The 21,157-nt window shown below is 65.5% G+C and carries 14 protein-coding genes; 10 read left to right on the top strand and 4 right to left on the bottom strand.

All coding sequences use genetic code 11. From position 1 onward, the window contains the following. The first annotated feature begins 110 nt into the window (after positions 1-110). The 3 genes from BBA01S_RS19500 to BBA01S_RS19490 all read left to right on the top strand — a co-directional run bounded on the left by BBA01S_RS19500 (position 111) and on the right by BBA01S_RS19490 (position 4,665). Positions 111-2,552, top strand: coding sequence for a 3-hydroxyacyl-CoA dehydrogenase/enoyl-CoA hydratase family protein (locus tag BBA01S_RS19500; protein ID WP_027817930.1), 2,442 nt, complete (start codon positions 111-113; stop codon positions 2,550-2,552). 34 nt (positions 2,553-2,586) lie between these two features. After that, positions 2,587-3,786, top strand: a complete 1,200-nt coding sequence (locus BBA01S_RS19495; protein WP_027817929.1) for an acetyl-CoA C-acyltransferase — start codon at positions 2,587-2,589, stop codon at positions 3,784-3,786. Positions 3,787-3,894: 108 nt separating this feature from the next. Then, positions 3,895-4,665: an enoyl-CoA hydratase gene (locus BBA01S_RS19490; RefSeq protein WP_027817928.1), complete on the top strand. Its 771-nt coding sequence runs from the start codon at positions 3,895-3,897 to the stop codon at positions 4,663-4,665. Positions 4,666-4,668: 3 nt separating this feature from the next. Here the strand turns inward: BBA01S_RS19490 and fdhD are convergent, their stop codons facing one another. After that, positions 4,669-5,508: a formate dehydrogenase accessory sulfurtransferase FdhD gene (gene fdhD, locus BBA01S_RS19485; protein ID WP_027817927.1), complete on the bottom strand. Its 840-nt coding sequence runs from the start codon at positions 5,506-5,508 to the stop codon at positions 4,669-4,671. Positions 5,509-5,697: 189 nt separating this feature from the next. Here fdhD and BBA01S_RS19480 point away from each other — a divergent pair, with 189 nt between their 5' ends. Then, positions 5,698-6,180, top strand: coding sequence for a nitrate reductase associated protein (locus BBA01S_RS19480; RefSeq protein ID WP_027817926.1), 483 nt, complete (start codon positions 5,698-5,700; stop codon positions 6,178-6,180). A gap of 243 nt (positions 6,181-6,423) precedes the next feature. Further along, a complete protein-coding gene (locus BBA01S_RS41835; protein ID WP_245641530.1) occupies positions 6,424-10,122 on the top strand; it encodes a sensor domain-containing protein in 3,699 nt (1,232 codons plus the stop codon). 62 nt (positions 10,123-10,184) lie between these two features. Here BBA01S_RS41835 and BBA01S_RS19470 read toward each other — a convergent pair whose 3' ends face one another. Then, positions 10,185-10,580 (bottom strand): acyl-CoA thioesterase, encoded by a 396-nt coding sequence (locus tag BBA01S_RS19470; RefSeq protein WP_027817925.1) that lies wholly within the window; start codon positions 10,578-10,580, stop codon positions 10,185-10,187. 270 nt (positions 10,581-10,850) lie between these two features. Between BBA01S_RS19470 and BBA01S_RS19465 the strand changes: the two genes are divergently transcribed. After that, complete coding sequence (locus BBA01S_RS19465) at positions 10,851-12,737, top strand: ABCB family ABC transporter ATP-binding protein/permease (protein WP_027817924.1); 1,887 nt, start codon at positions 10,851-10,853, stop codon at positions 12,735-12,737. Positions 12,738-13,306: 569 nt separating this feature from the next. Here BBA01S_RS19465 and murU read toward each other — a convergent pair. Then, positions 13,307-13,996: an N-acetylmuramate alpha-1-phosphate uridylyltransferase MurU gene (gene murU, locus BBA01S_RS19460; protein WP_407668325.1), complete on the bottom strand. Its 690-nt coding sequence runs from the start codon at positions 13,994-13,996 to the stop codon at positions 13,307-13,309. Between the two features lie 62 nt (positions 13,997-14,058). Next, positions 14,059-15,108 (bottom strand): aminoglycoside phosphotransferase family protein, encoded by a 1,050-nt coding sequence (locus BBA01S_RS19455; RefSeq protein WP_042297548.1) that lies wholly within the window; start codon positions 15,106-15,108, stop codon positions 14,059-14,061. Positions 15,109-15,369: 261 nt separating this feature from the next. On the opposite strand from BBA01S_RS19455, the gene BBA01S_RS19450 reads away from it, so the two are divergent. From BBA01S_RS19450 to rsmA, 4 genes are all read left to right on the top strand, one after another. Continuing rightward, positions 15,370-17,754, top strand: a complete 2,385-nt coding sequence (locus BBA01S_RS19450) for an LPS-assembly protein LptD (RefSeq protein ID WP_042297547.1) — start codon at positions 15,370-15,372, stop codon at positions 17,752-17,754. 111 nt (positions 17,755-17,865) lie between these two features. After that, entirely contained in the window at positions 17,866-19,239 is a 1,374-nt protein-coding gene (locus tag BBA01S_RS19445; protein ID WP_027817920.1) for a peptidylprolyl isomerase, read from the top strand. A gap of 22 nt (positions 19,240-19,261) precedes the next feature. Next, a complete protein-coding gene (pdxA, locus tag BBA01S_RS19440; RefSeq protein WP_042297546.1) occupies positions 19,262-20,287 on the top strand; it encodes a 4-hydroxythreonine-4-phosphate dehydrogenase PdxA in 1,026 nt (341 codons plus the stop codon). Positions 20,288-20,298: 11 nt separating this feature from the next. After that, positions 20,299-21,138 (top strand): 16S rRNA (adenine(1518)-N(6)/adenine(1519)-N(6))-dimethyltransferase RsmA, encoded by an 840-nt coding sequence (gene rsmA / locus BBA01S_RS19435; RefSeq protein WP_027817918.1) that lies wholly within the window; start codon positions 20,299-20,301, stop codon positions 21,136-21,138. Positions 21,139-21,157 lie beyond the last annotated feature (19 nt).

Here is a 21,157-nt window from a genome sequence, read left to right as displayed (position 1 = left end):
TCTCTCAAGCGGCGCACCGGCCAGAACAACAACTCACCGGATCGCGCCGCGAAACCATCCCGTATTTGTCCCGTTTTCGCTCGACATTGCATATCCGCTGGAGGAACAACGTGAGCAATCTTAATATTCGCAAGGTCGCCGTACTCGGCGCCGGCGTGATGGGCGCGCAGATCGCCGCGCACCTGATCAACGCCCGCGTGCCCGTGCTGCTGTTCGATCTGCCCGCGAAGGAAGGCCCCAAGAACGCCATCGCGCTCAAGGCGATCGAGACGCTGAAGAAGCTCTCGCCCGCGCCGTTCGGCGTGAAGGACGACGCGCAGTACATCACGCCCGCGAACTACGAAGACGACATCGCGAAGCTGGCGGAATGCGACGTGGTGATCGAAGCGATCGCCGAGCGCATGGACTGGAAGCACGACCTCTACAAGAAGGTCGCGCCGCACCTCGCGCCGAACGCGATCTTCGCGTCCAACACCTCGGGTCTGTCGATCACGGAACTGTCGCAAGGTTTCGACGACAACCTCAAGGCGCGCTTTTGCGGCGTGCACTTCTTCAACCCGCCGCGCTACATGCACCTGGTCGAGCTGATCCCGACCGTGCACACGAAGCCCGAGATCCTCGACCAGCTCGAATCGTTCCTCACGAGCGTCGTCGGCAAGGGCGTGGTGCGCGCGAAGGATACGCCGAACTTCATCGCCAACCGCGTCGGCATTTTCTCGATCCTCGCGGTCATCACCGAAGCGAAGAAGTTCGGCCTGCGTTTCGACGAAGTCGACGACCTGACCGGCAGCCGTCTGGGCCGCGCGAAGTCGGCGACGTTCCGGACTGCTGACGTTGTCGGCCTGGACACGATGGCGCATGTCATCAAGACGATGCAGGACAACCTGAAGGACGATCCGTTCTTCGCGGTCTACGAAACGCCGGCGGTGCTGGCGGGCCTGGTGGCGAAGGGCGCGCTCGGTCAGAAGACGGGCGGCGGCTTCTATCGCAAGGAAGGCAAAGCGATCAAGGTGCTCGACGGCAACACCGGCGAGTACGTGGACGGCGGCGCGAAGGCCGACGAACTCGTGGGCCGCATCCTCAAGCGCCCGCCGGCAGAACGTCTGAAGCTGCTGCGCGAATCGGAGCACCCGCAGGCACAGTTCCTGTGGTCGATCTTCCGCGACGTGTTCCATTACATCGGCGTGCACCTGGAGTCGATCGCCGATAACGCGCGCGACGTCGATCTGGCGATCCGCTGGGGCTTCGGCTGGAACGAAGGCCCGTTCGAGGGCTGGCAGGCCGCAGGCTGGAAGCAGGTCGCCGAATGGGTGAAGGAAGACATCGACGCGGGCAAGACGCTGTCGAATGCACCGCTGCCCGCCTGGGTGTTCGAAGGCCCGGTCGCTGCGAACGGCGGCGTGCACGGTGCGGAAGGTTCGTGGTCGCCCGCTGCGGCGCGCTTCGAGCCGCGCTCGAACCTGCCGGTCTACGAGCGTCAGGTGTTCCGCGCGGCGCTGTTCGGCGAATCGAATGCACGCGATCCGAAGAGCTACGGCAAGACGCTGTTCGAGAACGAGCATCTGCGCGCGTGGGTCGATGACCGCGCAGGCGAGGACGATGTCGTCATCGTCTCGTACAAGAGCAAGATGAACACGATGGGCCCGGGCGTGCTGGATTCGCTCGTGAAGGCCATCGAGATCGCCGAAGACGGCTACAAGGGCCTCGTGATCTGGCAGCCGACGTCGCTCAAGCTCGGCGCGCCGGGCGGCCCGTTCTCGGCCGGTGCGAACCTCGAAGAAGCCATGCCTGCCTTCATGATGGGCGGCGCGAAGGGCATCGAGCCGTTCGTCAAGAAGTTCCAGGACACGATGATGCGCGTGAAGTACGCGAACGTGCCGGTCGTGGCGGCGGTGTCGGGCATCGCGCTCGGCGGCGGTTGCGAAATCATGCTGCACAGCGCGAAGCGCGTGGCGCACATCGAAAGCTACGTCGGTCTGGTGGAAGTGGGCGTGGGCCTGGTGCCGGCGGGCGGCGGCCTGAAGGAAGCCGCCGTGCGTGCAGCCGATGCGGCAGCGCAGATCGGCGCCGTGCCGAGCGACCTGCTGCGTTTCCTGCAGAAGTCGTTCGAAAACGCGGCGATGGCCAAGGTCTCGGGTTCGGCGCTCGAAGCGCGCACGATGGGCTACCTGAAGCCGTCGGACACGATCGTCTTCAACGTGTTCGAGCTGCTCGATACGGCGAAGAAGGAAGCGCGTGCGTTGAGCGCATCCGGTTATCGTGCGCCGTTGCGTGCGAAGCAGATTCCGGTCGCGGGCCGCTCGGCGATCTCGACCATCAAGGCGTCGCTTGTGAACATGCGCGATGGCCGCTTCATCAGCGACCACGATTACCTGATCGCGGGCCGCATCGCGGAAGCGGTGTGCGGCGGTGACGTCGAGGCGGGCAGTCTCGTCGACGAGGAATGGCTGCTCACGCTGGAGCGCCGCGCCTTTGTCGACCTGCTGGGCACGCAAAAGACGCAGGAACGCATCATGGGCATGCTGCAAACCGGCAAGCCGGTGCGCAACTAAGCGGCACGACGCATACGAGATACTGGAGTCAAAGATGAGCAAACAGTTGCAGGATGCATACATCGTCGCCGCGAGCCGCACGCCCATCGGCAAGGCGCCGCGCGGCGTGTTCAAGAACACGCGCCCCGACGAGCTGCTGGTGCACGCGATCAAGTCGGCCGTGGCGCAGGTGCCTGGCCTCGACACGAGCGTGATCGAAGACGCGATCGTCGGTTGCGCGATTCCGGAAGCCGAGCAAGGCCTGAACGTGGCGCGTATCGGTGCGCTGCTCGCGGGCCTGCCGCAAAGCGTGGGCGGCGTGACCGTCAACCGCTTCTGCGCGTCGGGTCTCACGGCGCTGGCGATGGCCGCCGACCGCATTCGCGTCGGCGAGTCGGACGCGATGATCGCGGGCGGCTGCGAATCGATGAGCATGGTGCCGATGATGGGCAACAAGCCGTCGCTCTCGCCGCATATCTTCGATCGCAATGAAGATGTTGGCATTGCTTACGGCATGGGCCTGACCGCCGAGAAAGTCGCCGAGCGCTGGAAGATCAGCCGCGAAGCGCAGGACGCGTTTTCGGTGGAGTCGCATCGCCGGGCGCTTGCCGCGCAACAGGCGGGTGAGTTCAAGGACGAAATCTCGCCGTACACGATCATCGAGCGTTTCCCCGATCTCGCCACCGGCGAAGTGAAGGTGAAGGAGCGCCTGATCGAGCTGGACGAAGGCCCGCGTGCGGACACCACGCTCGAAGGCCTCGCGAAGCTGCGCGCGGTGTTCGCCAACAAGGGTTCGGTCACGGCGGGCAACAGCTCGCAGACGTCGGATGGCGCGGGCGCGCTGATCGTCGTCTCCGAGAAGATCCTCAAGCAGTTCAACCTCACGCCGCTTGCGCGTTTCGTGAGCTTCGCGGTGCGCGGCGTGCCGCCGGAAATCATGGGCATCGGCCCGAAGGAAGCGATTCCGGCAGCGCTGAAGGCCGCGGGCCTGAAGCAGGACGACCTCGACTGGATCGAGCTGAACGAGGCGTTCGCCGCGCAGTCGCTGGCGGTGATCCAGGACCTGGGCCTCGATCCGTCGAAGATCAACCCGCTGGGCGGCGCGATTGCGCTGGGCCACCCGCTGGGCGCGACCGGTGCGATCCGCGCATCGACGGTCGTGCACGGTCTGCGTCGCCGCAACTACAAGTACGGCATGGTGACGATGTGCGTCGGCACCGGCATGGGCGCGGCGGGCATTATCGAGCGTCTGTAAGCGGCTCGGGCTCTAGCGCATAAGACACACGGTTCGCAGGCTTCACGGTCTGCGAGCCGTTTTTCATATCCGGCGGAAACTGAACCGTCGAGACGAGGAGACTCGCTGATGAGCAACGAAATCCTGATCGCACGCGAAAACGGCGTGCTGAGCATCACCATCAACCGTCCCGAGCGCAAGAACGCGCTCACGCCCGCGATGTACCAGGCGATGTCCGACGCGCTTGCTTCGGCGCAGGAAGACGGCGCCGTGCGCGCCGTGCTGCTGCGCGGCCACGCCGAAATCTTCACGGCGGGCAACGACATCGAGGACTTCCTGAAGAACCCGCCGACCGGCGGCGACTCGCCGGTCATGCAGTTCCTGCGCAACATCGCGACGTTCGAAAAGCCGCTCGTCGCGGCCGTGGCGGGCGCGGCCATCGGCGTGGGCACGACGCTGCTGCTGCATTGCGATATGGTCTATGCCGCCGATACGGCGCGCTTCGCCATGCCGTTCGCGCAACTGGGGCTGTGCCCGGAAGCGGCGTCGTCGCTGCTGCTGCCGCGCATCGCAGGCTACCAGGGCGCGGCGGAAAAGCTGCTGCTCGGCGAGACCTTCGATGCCGCCGAGGCGCATCGCATGGGCTTCGTGAACCGCGTCGTGGCGGCCGCCGACCTGGAGGCGTTCGTTGCCGCGCAACTGGCGAAGCTGGTGGCGCTGCCGGCGTCGTCGCTGCGCGTGACCAAGTCGCTCATGAAGCGCGCGAGCGAGCACGAGATCAAGACGCAGATCAGCGAGGAATCGGTGCACTTCGGCAAGATGCTGCTCGCGCCCGAAGCGCGCGAGGCGTTCACGGCCTTCCTGCAAAAGCGCAAGCCGGATTTCCGGCAGTTCGATTAAGCGTCAGGGCTGGGGCGACCCGGCCGTGTCGTAATCGACGAAACCGGACTCGCGGCAAAAGCTCACGAGCCGCAGTCCGGCCCGCTTCGCAATGGTGACGGCGAGCGAAGAGGGCGCCGAGATCGTCGCGACCATCGGCATGCCTACGCGTGCGGCTTTGCGCACCAGCTCGTAGCTCGCGCGGCTGGAGAGGAAGACGAAACCCTGCTGCGTATCGGCGCGATCGAGCACCAGCTGGCCGATGAGTTTGTCGAGCGCGTTGTGACGGCCCACGTCCTCGAAGGCGCGCAGGATCTGGCCATCGGCGTCGCACCAGGCGGCGGCGTGCAGTCCGCCGGTGAGTTTCGTGAGCGCCTGATGCTGCGGCAGGTCGCGCGCCGCGCGGGCGATGGCGTCGGGCGCGAGACGCGCGAGAAAGCCAGTGTCCGGCACGATTTCCGGTTCGAGATCGAGCAGGTCGATGCTCTCGATGCCACACACGCCGCAGCCGCTGCGTCCTGCCAGCGCGCGGCGCTTTTCCTTCAATTCGACGAAGGCCTGCTGCACGACCGTGAGATGCACTTCGGCGTGCGGGATGTGTGCGTCGGTGTGCCAGAACACTTCGAGGTCCTGGATGTCGGCGTTGCGCCCGACGATCCCTTCCGAGATCGCGAAGCCCACGGCGAACGCCTCCAGGTCGCGTGGGGTGCACATCATCACTGCGTGCGAGATACCGTTGAAGACCAGCGCGACAGGCCATTCCTGGCCGACGTGGTCGTCGCGCGTCTCGACGCTGTCGCCGCGATGGCGGTGCACGCGCAGCGCCACGGCGCCGGGCTGGTCGTCGTGCTCGTCGGTGGGCAGGGGAGCGGTAGCGGGGGAATGCGGGGAATTCGCGGAATTCAAGCGGGGTACTCCAGTCATGCCTGTGCGGCGCCGTCGGGTGTCGATGGGCGGCGCTTGCAAGCTGGCCGGCCCCCGGCGCGGAAGGTTCTAAAATACCTCAAGCGGGCGTCTTTCGCTCAACCCGGCCCGCTTCCGAGGATTACCGCCATGGCATTGACCGAAGCTCCGCTCCTGTTCCAGTTCGAGGTCGTCTCGTCCGAAGACCTCACCTTCATCCCCATGTGCGTGCGCTTCAACCTGGATCGCTTCGGGCTGCGCATCTCGCTGGCGCAGTGGCAGTTGCTGCCCTACGAGGATCGCCGCCTGCTGGCGCGTTTTCCCGTCGACGAAGACACCGAGATCGAGCCGAATTTCGATCACGCGCTGTTCGAGATGCTGCGCACCCATGCCAACGTCGAACCGGAGTGGTTCTCGCCCGAGGAAGCGCCCGCGTGGCGCGACGTCAACGCCGTGCCGGGCGGCATCGGCAATCAGGCGGCGCTCGCCAACCTGCGCGCGCCGGACGTCGAGGACTGGGCGCAACTCGCGCCGTTCCAGCGCTACGTGCTGGCCAAGCTCGCGCGCAAGCCCGAGGCCAACCACGATTTCGTGCCAGCGATGAAGGAATTCGGTCTCGCGGCGCCGCGCTGAATATCCCCGCTTTATTGCCGCTTTATCACCGCTTTGGGCGGTTTTTCCGGCCCGCACGCGCCCCAGGCGTTAGAGCGCGCCCCCTAAAACCGCCTCGCGCGCGAGAAATTGCGCGAATCTCCCCTCAAGCCTTGCCTTGAAGTGCCGTTATCCGGAAGGGCGCATCGCGCGCCGTCCTGTTGCGCAGGTCGTTAGCAGTCATCCCATGCCCGCCGTACGGCGACGAACGACGTTCCGGCATTCATGAACCTTCATTTTTCGAAGCGGCACCTCATCAACCTCCTGGTGGTGGTGGCTGCCGTCGGCGCAAACGCTTTCGTGGCATGGACGCAGATTGGCGGGCAACGCGAAATCGACCAGCGCGCCTCCCAGGCCGCCCGTGTGCGCCACGATCTTGACCATTTTCGCGATGTGCTGGGCGGCGGACTTGCCGCGCTGGGCCGCTTTGGCGCCAATGGCGATGCCGAGTCCGCCGACACGCGCGAAGCCCGCGCCAGCGAACTCGACGACGCCGCCCAGGCCCTGCACGCCGAGCTGGCGGGCGATCCGGCACTGGTGCACCGCTTCGACGCGATCGCGACCGAAGGCATCCTGCTCGCACGGGACATCGACGAGACGCTTGCGCGTGCCGAACAACGCGTCGCCGATGCGCGCGTGCAGGCGAGCGCGGCGGCGGCTTCGGCGGCTGCCGCTGCCACGACTGCACCGGCTGCCGCGGTGGCTGCCAGCGCCACCACGCCAGCCATTGCGGCTTCGCAGCCCGCTGCCGCGCCAGCGACCAACCCCAACGCCATCGTGCGCCCCTCGCATCGCGGCAAGTTCATCGGCGTCGCCGCGCACCTGGGCGCGAACAAGGCGCACACGCACAAGGCGCATCCACACGATCTGTCGTCGCCGGCGAGTTCGGGCGCGCCGCAGCAAACCCGAAGTCTCGCTGAGCCCTATGCGAGCGCCAGCGCCGCGGGCGCACATAGTCTCGCGCAGCCCTATGCGTCGGGCGCGCTCGCGAGCAACGGGAGTCTCGCCGCACCGTACGCCAATCCCGCCGCGCCTTCGAGCGCGGCAGCCGGTTCACTCGCCGAGCCCTATGCCGTCGCGGCTGCAGCAGGCGCAGCGTCGGGCGTGGCGCCTGGCACGTCGAACGCCCCCGTCGCTCCCGCCATCGCCGCAGCAGACGCAGCCAGCGCACCGACGGCGCCAGGCGCGATTCCTGCCAGCGTAGCGGCCTGGGTCGCGAGCGAATATATCCGCCTCGACACGCGCGTCGACGGCGTCGACGCGCGGCTCTCCGCGCTGCAAGGCGAGCAGGATCTCGCCCTGGCCGCCGCGCTGGCCGAATCGACGCGTGCGGGCAGCCGCGCCTCGATCCTGCTGATCGTGACGATGTTCGCTGGCGCGACGCTGCTTATCTACACCTTCGGCGCACGCGAGAACGCCGCGCGCGAAAAGCTGCGCGCGCTCGCGGGCATGCGCACGCGCAACGAGCGCTTCCAGGGCCTGTTCGACGCTCATCCGGTGCCGATGTACGTGTTCGACCGCGAAACGCTGCGCTTTCTCGCCGTCAACGCGGCGGCGATCCAGCAGTACGGCTACAGCGAGGAAGAATTCCTCGACATGACGATCCGCGAGATCCGCCCGAGCGAGGACGTCTCGCGGCTCGAACAGCACCTCACGCGCTCGGACATGCTCACGCAGAACGTGCGCACGATGGCCGGCATCTGGCATCACATGCGCCGCGACGGCACGCTCATCAGCGCCGATATCTCGCACCACGCGCTCACCTTCATGGGCCGCGAGGCCGTGTTCGTGCTAGCCGACGACGTCACCGAGCAGATCAAGGCCGAGGTCGAGGCGCAGCGCTCGAACCAGATGCTCGAAACGGTGATCGACAACATCCCGCAGCGCATCTACTGGAAGGACGCCGAGTCGCGCTATATCGGCTGCAACATGACCTTCGCGCGCGACGCGGGCCTGTCTTATCCCGAGCAGATCGTCGGGCGCACCGACGACGATCTGCCGTGGCGCGCCTACGCGCACACCATGCGCGAGCAGGATCGCGAGGTGATCGACGCCGGCCTGCCGCGCCTGAATTACGAAGAAGACCTGACGATCGACGGCCTGCATCGCACGACGATCACGAGCAAGCTGCCGCTGCTCGACGGCGATGGCCGCGTGATGGGCGTGCTCGGCACCTATTCGGATACGACCGAAAGCAAGCGCGCCGACCTTGCGCTGCGTCTGCAAAGCCGGGCGCTCGACGCCTGCGTGAACGCGATCCTGATTACCGGCCCGGGGCCGGGCGGCAGCAACCTGATCGAGTACGCGAACCCGGCGTTCCGCCGCATCACCGGCTACGATCCCGCCGATGTGATCGGCCTCGATTGCCGTCTGTTGCAGCGCGACGACCGCGACCAGGATGGGCTCGTCGCGATCCGCCAGGCGCTGCTGGGCAACCGCGAAGTGAGCGCCGTGCTGCGCAATTACCGCAAGGACGGCGCGTTGTTCTGGAACCAGCTGCTGATCGCGCCGGTGCCCGACCTGGACGGGCGCATCACGCATCACATCGGCATCATCAACGACGTGACCGAGCTGATCCGCTACCAGGAACAGCTCGAATACCAGGCCAACTACGACAGTCTCACGCTGCTGCCCAACCGCAACCTGCTGCGCGATCGCCTGCAACAGGCGCTGGTCGCGGCGCAGCGCCATGAGCGCGGCGTGGCCGTGGTCTTTATCGACCTCGACGGCTTCAAGAACGTCAACGACAGTCTCGGCCATAGCGTCGGCGACCGGCTGCTGGGCGTGGTCGCCGAGCGCCTCACGCGCTGCACGCGCACGAGCGACACGGTGGCGCGCCACGGCGGCGACGAGTTCGTGATCGTGCTCACCGACACCATCGACGAAAAATCGCTGATCGGCTGGATGGAGCGCGCGCGCCAGATGATTTCAGAGCCGGTGATGATCGACGGCACCGAGCTGTACGTCGGCTGCAGCATGGGCGCGAGCGTGTTCCCGCAGGACGGCAACGACGCCGAAGCGCTGCTCAAGAAAGCCGACGTGGCGATGTACCGCGCCAAGGAACTGGGCCGCAACACCTTCCAGTTCTACGAGCCGGAAATGAACGCGGCCGCGGGCGCGCGCATGAATCTCGAACGGCGGCTGCGCCGCGCGCTGCGCGACAGCGAATTTTTGTTGCACTACCAGCCGCAGGTGGAGATCGAGACTGGGCGCATCGTCGGCATGGAGGCGCTGGTGCGCTGGCACGATCCGGAAGCGGGGCTCGTGTCGCCGTCGCAGTTCATTCCGGTCGCCGAGGAAAGCGGGCTGATCGGGCCGCTGTCCGACTGGGTGCTGCGCGAAGCCTGCCGGCAGAACCGCGCGTGGCAGGACGCCGGGCTGCCGCCGGTGCGCGTGTCGGTGAACCTGTCGGCCAAGACCTTCCATCAGCGCGACATCGCGCAACAGGTGAGCGACGTGCTGCAGGAGACGGGGCTGGAGCCGTGCTGGCTGGAAGTCGAGCTCACCGAAAGCACGCTGATGCGCAACACGGAAGAAGCGGTGTCGATGCTCAATGCGCTGCACGAGCAGGGCGTGGGCATTGCGATCGACGACTTCGGCACGGGCTATTCGAGCCTGAGCTACCTGAAGCGGCTGCCGGTAGACCGGCTCAAGATCGACCGCTCGTTCGTGGCCGATATCGGCACCAGCAGCGACGACGAGACGATCACGGCGGCCATCATCGCACTTGCCCACGAGCTGCGCCTGCAGGTGATCGCGGAAGGGGTGGAGACGTCGCAGCAGTTCGCGTTCTTGCGCGAGCGCGCGTGCGACGAGTTGCAGGGCTACTTCTTCGCGCCGCCGTTGCCGGGGCCGGAGATCGCCGCGCTGCTATCGGCGAGCGCGGCCTACGAGGAGGGCGCGGGACTCGCCTGGGCGGACTGAGCCTGGGTGACCGCGCGCGCGTTTTGAGTGGCTGTTACTGAGCGGCTGTTACTGCGCAGCCGTTACTGCGCGGCGGGCAGCGGACGCGGACGGCGGTCGTTGCCGGTCGCCACATAGGTGAGCGTGGCTTCGGTGACCTTGACGACCTCTTCCTGCAAACGCATGCGCTGGGCGTAGACCTCGACCTGCACGGTCACCGAGGTCGTGCCGGTCTTGACGATATCCGCGTAAAAACTCAGCAGGTCGCCGACGAACACCGGCTGCTTGAACAGGAACGAATTCACCGCGACGGTCGCGACACGGCCGTTGGCGCGGCGGCTCGCGGGGATCGAGCCGGCGATATCGACCTGCGACATGATCCAGCCGCCGAACACGTCGCCGTGGACATTGGCGTCCGACGGCTGCGGCACGACGCGCAGCGCGGGCGACTTCTGGGGGAGCGGATAAGAGTCGGTCATCGGGAATCCAGGAAAAGAGCGGGGACAGGGCGAGAGCGGGGCAACAACAGCGCCGCGCGGCCAGCGCCTTCAGGGCGCGCCCAGCGGCGCTTGCCGCCTTCTGCGACAATACAGCGATCAGGAATTGTACGGGAAAGCGCCATGCGCAGCGGGTCGGCCAGCCGGCCAGGCCGCTGGAGTAGAAGCCCGCGCCTAACCGGTTCCCAAGCCGTTTTCAGTCCCCAACTCTCGCAGTGCCCCGCATCTTCGTGCGTGGCGCGTTCAACCTCCATGCGCCGCTTTCCAGCCTCTAACGAACCCGCGCTGCCCGCCACCGGGCCGCGCAACGACTGGCAGACCATCGTCTCGCTGCTGCCGTATCTCACCGCATACAAATGGCGCGTCGCGTTCGCGCTGACCTGCCTGATCGGCGCGAAGGTTGCCAACCTGGGCGTGCCGATCGTGATGAAGCACATCGTCGACGGTCTCGCGCCGGTGCAGCATCTCACCGCGCTCGGCCGCGCGGAGCACGCACCCGGCATCGTGCTGATGGGCGGCGTGGGCTTGCTCGTGGTGGCCTATGCGATGGTGCGGCTATCGACATCGCTGTTCACCGAACTGCGCGAAATCCTCTTTTCGAAGGTGACGGAAAGCGCCGTGCGTCAGCTCGCGCTCAAGGTGTTCCGGCACCTGCATGCGCTGTCGCTGCGCTTTCACCTCGACCGGCAGACGGGCGGCATGTCGCGCGATATCGAGCGCGGCACGCGCGGCATCACGCAGCTGATTTCGTATTCGCTTTACAGCATCTTGCCGACGCTCGTGGAAGTGGGGCTGGTGCTCGGCTTCTTCACGGTGAAATACGAGGCCTATTACGCGCTCGTCACGCTGGCGGCGCTGGCGGCGTACATCGTCTTCACGGTGAAGGTGACCGAGTGGCGCACGCATTTTCGCCGCACGATGAACGAACTGGATTCGCGCGCCAATTCGCGTGCGATTGATTCGCTGCTCAACTACGAGACGGTGAAGTACTTCGGCAACGAGGAGTGGGAGACGCGGCGTTACGACGAGAACCTGCATCGCTATCGCGCGGCGGCGATCAAGTCGCAGCATTCGCTGTCGGCGCTGAACTTCGGGCAGCAGGCGATCATCGGCACGGGGCTCGTGTTCATTCTCTGGCGCGCGACGCAAGGCGTGATGGCGGGCAAGCTCACGCTGGGCGATCTCGTGCTCATCAACACGTTCATGTTGCAGCTGTACATTCCGCTGAATTTTCTGGGCGTGGTGTATCGCGAGCTCAAGCAGAGTCTCACCGACATGGATCGCATGTTCACGCTGCTCACCGTTGCGCGCGAAGTGCCCGATGCGTCGGGTGCGCCTGCGCTTGCCGTGCGTGGCGGCGAAGTGCGTTTTACCGACGTGAATTTTGCTTATGATCCGGCGCGGCAGATCCTGCACGACGTGAGCTTTACGATCGCGGCGGGGACGACGACGGCCGTGGTGGGGCATAGCGGATCGGGCAAGTCGACGCTCGCCCGGTTGATGTTCCGCTTTTACGATCTCGATAAGGTCGCGGGTGGCGCGATCACGATTGACGGGCAGGATATTCGCGACGTGACGCAGGATTCGTTGCGCGCTTCGATCGGCATCGTGCCGCAGGATACGGTGCTGTTCAACGATTCGATTTACTACAACATCGCCTATGGGCGGCCGACGGCGAGTCGCGAGGAAGTGATCGCTGCGGCGCGTGCGGCGCATATTCATGCGTTCATTGAGAGCTTGCCGAAAGGGTATGACACGCCGGTTGGGGAGCGCGGGTTGAAGCTTTCAGGTGGGGAGAAGCAGCGTGTGGCGATCGCGCGCACCTTGCTTAAGAATCCGCCGATTTTGTTGTTCGATGAGGCTACGTCGGCGCTTGATTCGCGGTCGGAGCGGGCTATTCAGCATGAGCTCGATTTGATTGCGCGGGAGCGGACTACGCTGGTGATTGCGCATCGGCTTTCTACGGTCGTGCATGCCCAGCAGATTATCGTGATGGATCGCGGGCGTATCGTCGAGCGTGGCACGCATGCCGAGTTGCTCGATGCGCAAGGGCACTATGCGCAGATGTGGGCGTTGCAGCAGCGGACGGCTGGGGCGCCTGATGTGGCTCGGGATGAGGTTGCGCCTGGGCAGGGTTGAGGTTTTTTTTCGCGTTTCCTTGTTTTCGTGTCGGTCTGCAAGTGTTGCCCCTGTGCGGGGCGGCACCTACTTTCTTTGCGGCGGCAAAGAAAGTAGGCAAAGAAAGCCGCTCACACCGCCAGTGTGACGCCGTCCACCACGCGCCCATGATCGGAGTGGTGACTGGGCAGCGCTCGCTTCTCGCACCACACAACAGAGTGGTGACGCCCGCACATCCCGTTGCTCGCTGCGCTCGCAACGGCTGGGTATGCACGGGAAACCAATGGTTCTAATCGCCGCAGCGAGAACGAAAACGCCAGCAAACCAGGGGTTTTTGTTATACCCAACGGGGCGCTTGCGCCCCCGGATGTGCGGGTGCCGCCTATCCGTTATACGGCGAGTGATGCGAGCAATGCCCAGTCACCACTCCCCTGGTGGGCGCGTGGTGGACTGCGTCACACTGGCGGTTTGAGCGGCTTTCTTTGCTTACCTTTCTTTGCCGCGGCAAAGAAAGTAAGTGCCGCCCCGCACAGGGGCAACGCTTGCAGACCGACGCGAACTCAAGGAAATGCCAAAGGCCAAAGACAACTTCAGCCACGCAATTCAGCATCCAGCGCAGCGAGTTGCGCAGCAGTCCCAACATTCTCCCATCGCCCTTCGAAGAGTTCGCCGGTAGCGCTCCGCTGCGCAATAGCGGCCTTGTAATAAGGCGTGAGCGCGCGCTTGATACCCGGTTCAAGATCGCGAAACATCCGCGTGTCATACAGCCCGATGCTGCCAAAAGTAAAACGCGGCTCACCCTCAATGGCGAGCACGCCATCGTCGCCCAACGCAAAATCGCCATCCGGATGAAACGGCGGATTCGGCACCATCACGAGATGCATGCCTGGTTCGGCGCGCGCGGCGAGCGCTTTGGCGGGCGCATCCAGGCGCGCGAAATCGTAATCGCTATACACATCGCCGGCCACGGCAAGAAACACACACGACTCGCCATCCTGCTCCAGCAAATGCAGCGCCTGCGCGATACCTCCAGCAGTCTCCAGCGCATCGCCCTCAGCGGAGTAAAGCAACTGCACACCGAACCGCGCCCCATCGCCCAGCGCAGCTTCAATTTGCGCGCCCAGCCAGGCGTGATTGATGACGATACGCGTGAACCCCGCCGCAGCCAGCCGCTCGATCTGCCAGACGATCAGCGGCTTGCCGCCTGCTTCGAGCATCGGCTTCGGGCAGGTGTCGGTGAGCGGGCGCATACGCTCGCCGCGTCCGGCGGCGAAGATCATTGCCGTGCGCACGGGCGTCATGAATTCGACCTTGTCATGAAATGAAAACGAAGTGAAAACGCTCAGAAGGTATAGCCGGTCTGAGTTTCGGTGCCCTGCAGCTCATCGAGAAAGCGCGCGAACGGCGCGAGCGGCCGATAACGGCGCGACACCTTGCTTGCGTAGTCGAGAAAGCGCGGCAGATCGGCCATGTAATGCGGCTTGTTATCGCGATAGTTGATGCGGCAGAACAGTCCCAGCACCTTGATATGCCGCTGCAGGCCCATCCATTCGAGCTGACGGTAAAACTCGCCGAAATCCGCATCGACAGGCAGTCCGGCTTTCTTCGCACGTTCCCAGTAACTCACGAAGCAGTCGAGCTCGAACTCTTCGTCCCAGCTCAGGAAGGCGTCGCGCAGCAGCGAGGCGATGTCATAGGTGATCGGCCCGTACACCGCATCCTGGAAGTCGAGCACGCCAGGATTGGGCGTGGCGATCATCAGGTTGCGCGGCATGTAGTCACGCAGCATGAACACCTGCGGCTGGGCGCGGGCGCTCGCGATCAGCAGCGCGAAGGTGCGGTCGAGCATCGCGCGGGTGGCGTCGTCGACCTTGCGTCCCAGGTGGCGCTCCAGATACCACTCGGGCATCAGCTCCATCTCGCGGCGCAGGAAGGCCTCGTCGAACGGCGGCAGCACGCCTTCGCGCGAGCTCGACTGGAAGCGGATCAGCGCGTCGATGGCATCGCGCATCAGTTCGCGCGAGCGCGGGCCGGGGCCGGCTTCGACCAGCGCCGGCAGGTAGGGCGCCGTGCCCAGGTCGGTCAGCAGCATGAAGCCGGCGTCCAGATCCACTTCGAGCACGCGCGGCACATGGACGCTTGCGGCTTCGAGCAGCTTCGCGACTTCGACGAACTCGCGGCATTTTTCCGGCGGCGGCGCATCCACGGCGATCAGCGTCGCGCCGTGCTCGCCTGCGCTCGCAAGGCGGAAGTAGCGGCGAAAGCTCGCGTCGGCGGAGGCCGGGGCGAGCGTGGCGAGGTCAAGGGCGTAGGTGCTGGCATGGCCGGCAAGCCAGGCGGCAAGCTGGTCGCGGCGGGCGTCGGCAGAGGAGGGCGGCACGGAGAAGGTCATGTAAACCAGAGGCAAAATCAGTGGATCAACGTCTTGCCATATAATACCCCACGACTTTTTTGACGCGACTCGCGCCAAAGCCTGCATGACGGTTCGCCTGCCGCACTTATCTTCAGTCCATCGTCCGATGAATTGTAAATAATTGCGCGCAACCTTGCCCTGATCGACGCTGTTCCGGTTTCTCGCCCGGAGCTTGCCCGATACCGGCGGGACAGCCATCATGGGTGGGCATCCGGCCGGGCCGATACGCCAAAACCATACATGCCGCCCAGACAGTTTTTCCAGACGATCTCCAACAGTGACGACGGCGTGCCGGGCAAGCGGCGGCTCATCGCGGCACTCGTGGCCGTGCCGGGCTTCATGCCCGCGTTCGCGCACGCCCAGCTCTCGGGCGCTTCCGCGCAGGCCGAGCGCCTGGACGACGCGTGGAGCCTGCGCCTCGCGCCGCAGCTCGGCGACACGCCCAACGCACCGGGACAGCACCCGGCGACCTTCGTACTCGGCGATTCGACCACCGGCACCTCGGGCACCGACGCCGCCGTCAAGGGCGCGGCCGAACTGCGCCAGGGCACCAACATCGTCAAGGGCGATGCGCTCCACTATGACGAAGACACCGACTTCGCCGACGCTTACGGCCAGGTCGTGGTGGTGCAAAACGGCACGACCTTCGCCGGCCCCGAAGCTCACCTGAAGGTCGAAGCCAACGAAGGCTTCATGACCACGCCGAAGTATCACTTTTCGGTGACGGGCGGTTCGGGCAGCGCCGAGCGTGCAGACCTGCTCGACAACGAGCGCTCCGTGCTGACCAACGGCACCTATACGGCCTGCCAGTGCTCGACCAACCCGGCGTGGTACATCAAGGGCACCGAGTTCGACTTCGACACGGGCGCCGACGAAGGCGTCGCGCATAACAGCGTGCTGTTCTTCCAGAACGTGCCGATCTTCGCGAGCCCGTGGATCTCGTTCCCGCTCTCGGGCGATCGCCGCAGCGGCCTGTTGCCGCCGACGTTCTCGGTCAGCTCGACCAACGGCTACGAAATCTCGCTGCCGTATTACTTCAACATCGCGCCGAATCGCGACCTCACGTTCACGCCCGAGCTGATCTCGAAGCGCGGCGTGTTCCTGCAAGGCACGTACCGGTACCTGTCGGCCAATTACTCGGGCTCGATCACCGGCACGTTCCTGCCCGACGACGCGATCACGAAGACCAACCGCTACGCGCTGTTCATCCAGCACAACCAGAACTTCGGCAACGGGTTCGGCGGTTACATCTACTACAACAAGGTCTCGGACAACACCTATCCGGAAGACCTTGCGTCGCCCGCCAACCAGTTCCTGAACGGCACGCAGATGCTGTATCAGCAGGAAGCGGGCGTCACGTACAACAACGGCCCGTGGTCGGTGCTCGGCCGCTGGCAGCACTGGCAGACGCTCGCGCCGTCGCAGGCGCCGTACGGCCGCGAGCCCGAACTGAACGTGAAGTACGCGAAGTTCAACGTCGACGGCTTCGACTACGGTGCGGAAGCCGACTACTCGCGATTCCGGATCACGACGGCTGACGCGACCGAAGGCGATCGCGTCGTCTTCAATCCGTATCTGTCGTATTCGCTGACCGGCCCGGGTTACTTCGTCACGCCGAAGGTGCAGTGGCACTTCGCGTCGTACAACCTGAGCAACATCGGTTCGGATTCGACTTTCGGCTCGCCCGCCGGCACGCCGAAGAACTTCACCGAGTCGATCCCGACCTTCAGCTTCGATACGGGGCTGGTGTTCGACCGCTCGGTGCATATCTTCGGCACGGACTACATCCAGACCCTGGAGCCGCGCCTGTACTACGTGTACACGCCGTATCGCAACCAGGAGTTCGCGCCCCTTTTCGATACTGCGGAAGCCGACTTCGGCCTCGCGGAAATCTTCACGCCGAACACGTTCGTCGGCGACGACCGTATCGCCGACTCGAACCGCATCACCGCCGCACTGACGACGCGCTTCATCGACGCGGCGACGGGCGACGAACGCGCGCGCTTCGTGCTGGCCCAGGAGTATTACTTCCGCGACCAGCGCGTGACGCTCACGCAGGATCAGACGACCACGGGTGCGGCGCATTCCGACCTGATCGCGGGCATGTCGCTGAAGATCGGGGGCGGTTTCGCGTCGGAAACTGCGTTCCAATATAATGCGGACCAGAACCAGCTGGAGAAGGCGAGCGTCGGCTTCGGCTATAGCCCGGGGCCGAGCCGCGTACTGAACGTCGCGTACCGCTACACGCGCGAGAACAGCAGCACGCTCGACAACCAGCCGATCAACCAGGTGCTGATTTCGGCCCAATGGCCGTTCTCGCACCGGGTGTTCGCCGTGGGCCGCTTCAACTACGATCTGAACGGTCACAAGATCGTCGACGGTCTGCTCGGCATGCAGTACGACGCCGATTGCTGGGCGCTCGGCATCGGTATCCAGCGCTACGCGAACGGGATCAACTCGACGGGCGGTAACAATTCGGCGACGCGTTTCCTTGCGCAGCTCACGCTCAAGGGCCTGTCGAACGTGGACAACGGCCTGGTGGCGGCCTTCCGTGCTGGCGTGCCGGGCTATACGCAACTGCCCGGCCAGCCGCCGTCGCCGTCGCGATTCACGGATTATCAATAACGCGTGATCTGGCGCACGCGGCTTTTCGGCAGTTTCGATTGGCCGCGCTCCGGTGCAGCGCGGGTCGGTGCTTAGAGACGGGCGAAGCTGCCCGCCAACTTTGGAGTATCTGTGGGAATCATGAAAAAGCTTCGCCTGGCAGCGTACGCTGCGAGTCTCTTCGCCGTCGCAGGCCTGCTGCCGGCAGCTCCGGCTTACGCGCAGCAGCTCGCGCAGGGCGGCAACGGCCAGACCGTCGACCTGATCGCCGCCGTCGTCAATGACGGCGTCATCACGCAACGCGAGCTCGACAGCCGTGTCGCGCTCATCTCGCGCCGCCTGACCCAGCAAAACGCGCCGATCCCGCCGTCCGACCAGTTGCGCGCCCAGGTGCTCAACCAGATGGTGCTCGAGCGCATCCAGCTCCAGAAAGCCAAGGAAGACGGCATTTCGGTGGACGACGCGTCGGTGACCCGCACGCTCGAACGCCTCGCCCAGGCCAACGGCATGGATCTCGCCACCTACCGCTCGCGCATCGAAGCCGCTGGCGTGCCGTGGTCGACCTTCACGAAGGACGCACGCACGGAGCTCACGCTTTCGAAGCTGCGCGAGAAGGAAGTGGACAGCAAGATTTCGGTGTCGGATGCCGAAGTCGCCAACTACATCGCCAGCCAGCGCGGCCCGAACGCCGGTCAGCAAAGCGACCTGCACTTCGAGCACATCTTCATCAAGGCGCCGCTGAACGCGTCGGAAACCGACATCGAAGCCGCGCAGAAGAAGGCCGATGCGCTGCTCAAGGAAGCGCAGTCGGGCAGCAAGTTCTCTAGCCTCGCGAAGTCGAACTCGCAGGCCGCCGACGCCAGCAAGGGCGGCGACATGGGCTTCCTCGCCCCGTCGAAGCTGCCGCCCGAGTGGGTGACCGCCGCGGGCACGCTGCGTCCGGGTGAAGTGAATCCCTCGGTGATCCGCACCAACGACGGCTTCGAAATCGTCCGTCTGGTCGAGCGCCGCCAGGGGCAGGGCACGAGCGCCGCCGCGCCGCAGCTCACGCAGACGCACGTGCGCCACATCCTGCTGCGCGTGGGCGACGGTATGTCGGAACCGCAGGCTCGCCAGAAGCTGCTGGAAATCCGCAGTGAAGTGGCGGCGGGCGGCGACTTCGCCAAGTTCGCGCGTACCTATTCGCAGGACGGTTCGGCCTCGCAGGGCGGTGACCTCGGCTGGATCAGCCCGGGCGAGACGGTGCCTGAATTCGAGCGCGCCATGAACACGCTCCAGGACGGCCAGCTCAGCGAGCCGGTGCGTACCGAATACGGTTACCACCTGATCCAGGTGCTGGGCCGCCGCGAAGCCGAAGGCTCGGTCGCGCAACAGATGGATCTGGCGCGTCAGGCGATCGGCCAGCGCAAGGCCGAACAGGCTTACGCCGACTGGCTGCGCCAGTTGCGCGACACGGCCTACGTCGACTACAAGATCAGCGGCATGACGCCGCCGCAGCAACACTGATCCGCCTGAAAGGAATCGCGCCGTGAATGTCCCCGCTTCTTCGTCTTCAGCGCCGCGGGGGCCGCGGCCGATCCGCATTGCCATCACCACCGGCGAGCCGGCCGGCGTCGGCCCCGAACTGACTGCGGCCGCGCTGGCGGGCGCCTCGGCGCACTGGCCGGATGCCGAATTCGTCGTACTCGGCGACCGTGCGCTCATCGAAGCGCGCGCGGGCTCGGCGGGCGTCGACTGGGCAGCCGTGCAGGCAGGGCAGAAGGTGAGCGTCGAACACGTCGCGCTCGCCGCGCCCTCGAAAGCGGGCAAGCTCGACGTCGCCAACGGCCCTTACGTGCTTGCGCTGCTCGACCGCGCGATCGACGGCGCCGTGGCGCAGGAATTCGACGCCATCGTCACCGCGCCGCTGCAAAAGAGCACGATCAACGACGCCGGCGTGCCGTTTACCGGCCACACCGAATATCTCGCGGAACGCACGCACACGCCGCGCGTGGTGATGATGCTCGCCGGCACGGGTGCACGGCCCTTGCGCGTCGCGCTAGCGACCACGCACCTGCCGCTCAAGGACGTGTCCGCCGCGCTCACCATCGAAGGCTTGCTGGAGACGCTACGCATCGTCAATCACGACCTGCGTCACCACTTCGGCGTGCCGACGCCGCGCATCCTCGTAACCGGCCTGAACCCGCATGCCGGCGAGAACGGCTACCTGGGCCGCGAGGAGATCGACACGATTTCGCCCGCGCTGGCCCAGGCGGGCGCCGAAGGCATCGACGCGCGCGGCCCTTATCCCGCCGACACGCTGTTCCAGCCGCGTTATCTCAACGAGGCCGACTGCGTGCTGGCCATGTTTCACGATCAGGGCCTGCCGGTCCTGAAATACGCGACGTTCGGCGAGGGCATCAACGTCACGTTGGGCCTGCCGATCGTGCGCACCTCGGTCGATCATGGCACCGCGCTCGACCTCGCCGGCACGGGCCGCGCGGACGCGGGCAGCCTGATCGCCGCCATCGACACCGCAGTTTCGATGGCGCGCCACCGTCGCGCCATTCAATAGACCAGACCAAGATGTCCAATAGCAGCAAATCGAGCAGCAAGCAGCACCAGGGCCATTTCGCACGCAAGCGCTTCGGCCAGAACTTTCTCGTCGATACGTATGTGATCGAGTCGATCGTCGACATCATTCGCCCGCAGCGTGGCGAACGCATGGTCGAAATCGGGCCGGGTCTCGGCGCGCTCACCGAGCCGCTGATCGAGCGCCTGTCCACGCCCGAAGCGCCGCTGCACGCGGTCGAACTCGACCGTGACCTGATCGGCCGCCTGACGAAGAAGTTCGGCCCGCTGCTGGAACTGCATGCGGGCGACGCGCTCGCGTTCGACTTCGGTTCGCTCGCGGCGCCGGGCGACGTGCCGTCGCTGCGCATCGTCGGCAACCTGCCGTACAACATTTCGAGCCCGCTGCTGTTTCACCTCGCCACCTTTGCGGAGCGCGTGATCGACCAGCACTTCATGCTCCAGAACGAAGTGGTCGAGCGCATGATCGCCGAGCCGGGCACCAAGGCGTTCAGCCGCCTGTCGGTGATGCTCCAGTACCGCTACGTGATGGACAAGGTGCTGGACGTGCCGCCGGAGTCGTTCCAGCCGCCGCCGAAGGTGGATTCGGCGATCGTGCGCATGATTCCGTACGCGCCGCATGAGCTGCCGAAGGTGGATGCCGCGATTCTCGGCGAACTCGTGACGGCGGCGTTCTCGCAGCGCCGCAAGATGCTGCGCAACACGCTGGCGGACTACCGCGAACGCGTGGATTTCGAGGCGCTTGGTTTCGATCTCCAGCGCCGCGCGGAGGACGTGCCGGTGGACGAATACGTGCGCGTTGCGCAGGCGCTGGGAGAAGCGGCGCCGCAATAAGCGCCGCGTTCTGCCGCCT

The organism is Paraburkholderia bannensis NBRC 103871, from assembly GCF_000685015.1.
In the GTDB taxonomy this organism is placed as follows: domain Bacteria; phylum Pseudomonadota; class Gammaproteobacteria; order Burkholderiales; family Burkholderiaceae; genus Paraburkholderia; species Paraburkholderia bannensis.
The sequence above is the reverse complement of the archived record's forward strand: the minus strand, read 5'-3'. Positions and strand labels throughout refer to the sequence as shown.

Excerpts from the sequence above, each read along its gene's own strand:
- BBA01S_RS19495 (WP_027817929.1), top strand. The coding sequence starts at position 2,587 with ATGAGCAAACAGTTGCAGGATGCATACATCGTCGCCGCGAGCCGCACG.
- BBA01S_RS19490 (WP_027817928.1), top strand. The coding sequence starts at position 3,895 with ATGAGCAACGAAATCCTGATCGCACGCGAAAACGGCGTGCTGAGCATC.
- BBA01S_RS19480 (WP_027817926.1), top strand. The coding sequence starts at position 5,698 with ATGGCATTGACCGAAGCTCCGCTCCTGTTCCAGTTCGAGGTCGTCTCG.
- BBA01S_RS41835 (WP_245641530.1), top strand. The coding sequence starts at position 6,424 with ATGAACCTTCATTTTTCGAAGCGGCACCTCATCAACCTCCTGGTGGTG.
- BBA01S_RS19470 (WP_027817925.1), bottom strand. The coding sequence starts at position 10,580 with ATGACCGACTCTTATCCGCTCCCCCAGAAGTCGCCCGCGCTGCGCGTC.
- BBA01S_RS19465 (WP_027817924.1), top strand. The coding sequence starts at position 10,851 with ATGCGCCGCTTTCCAGCCTCTAACGAACCCGCGCTGCCCGCCACCGGG.
- murU (WP_407668325.1), bottom strand. The coding sequence starts at position 13,996 with ATGATCTTCGCCGCCGGACGCGGCGAGCGTATGCGCCCGCTCACCGAC.
- BBA01S_RS19455 (WP_042297548.1), bottom strand. The coding sequence starts at position 15,108 with ATGACCTTCTCCGTGCCGCCCTCCTCTGCCGACGCCCGCCGCGACCAG.
- BBA01S_RS19450 (WP_042297547.1), top strand. The coding sequence starts at position 15,370 with ATGCCGCCCAGACAGTTTTTCCAGACGATCTCCAACAGTGACGACGGC.
- rsmA (WP_027817918.1), top strand. The coding sequence starts at position 20,299 with ATGTCCAATAGCAGCAAATCGAGCAGCAAGCAGCACCAGGGCCATTTC.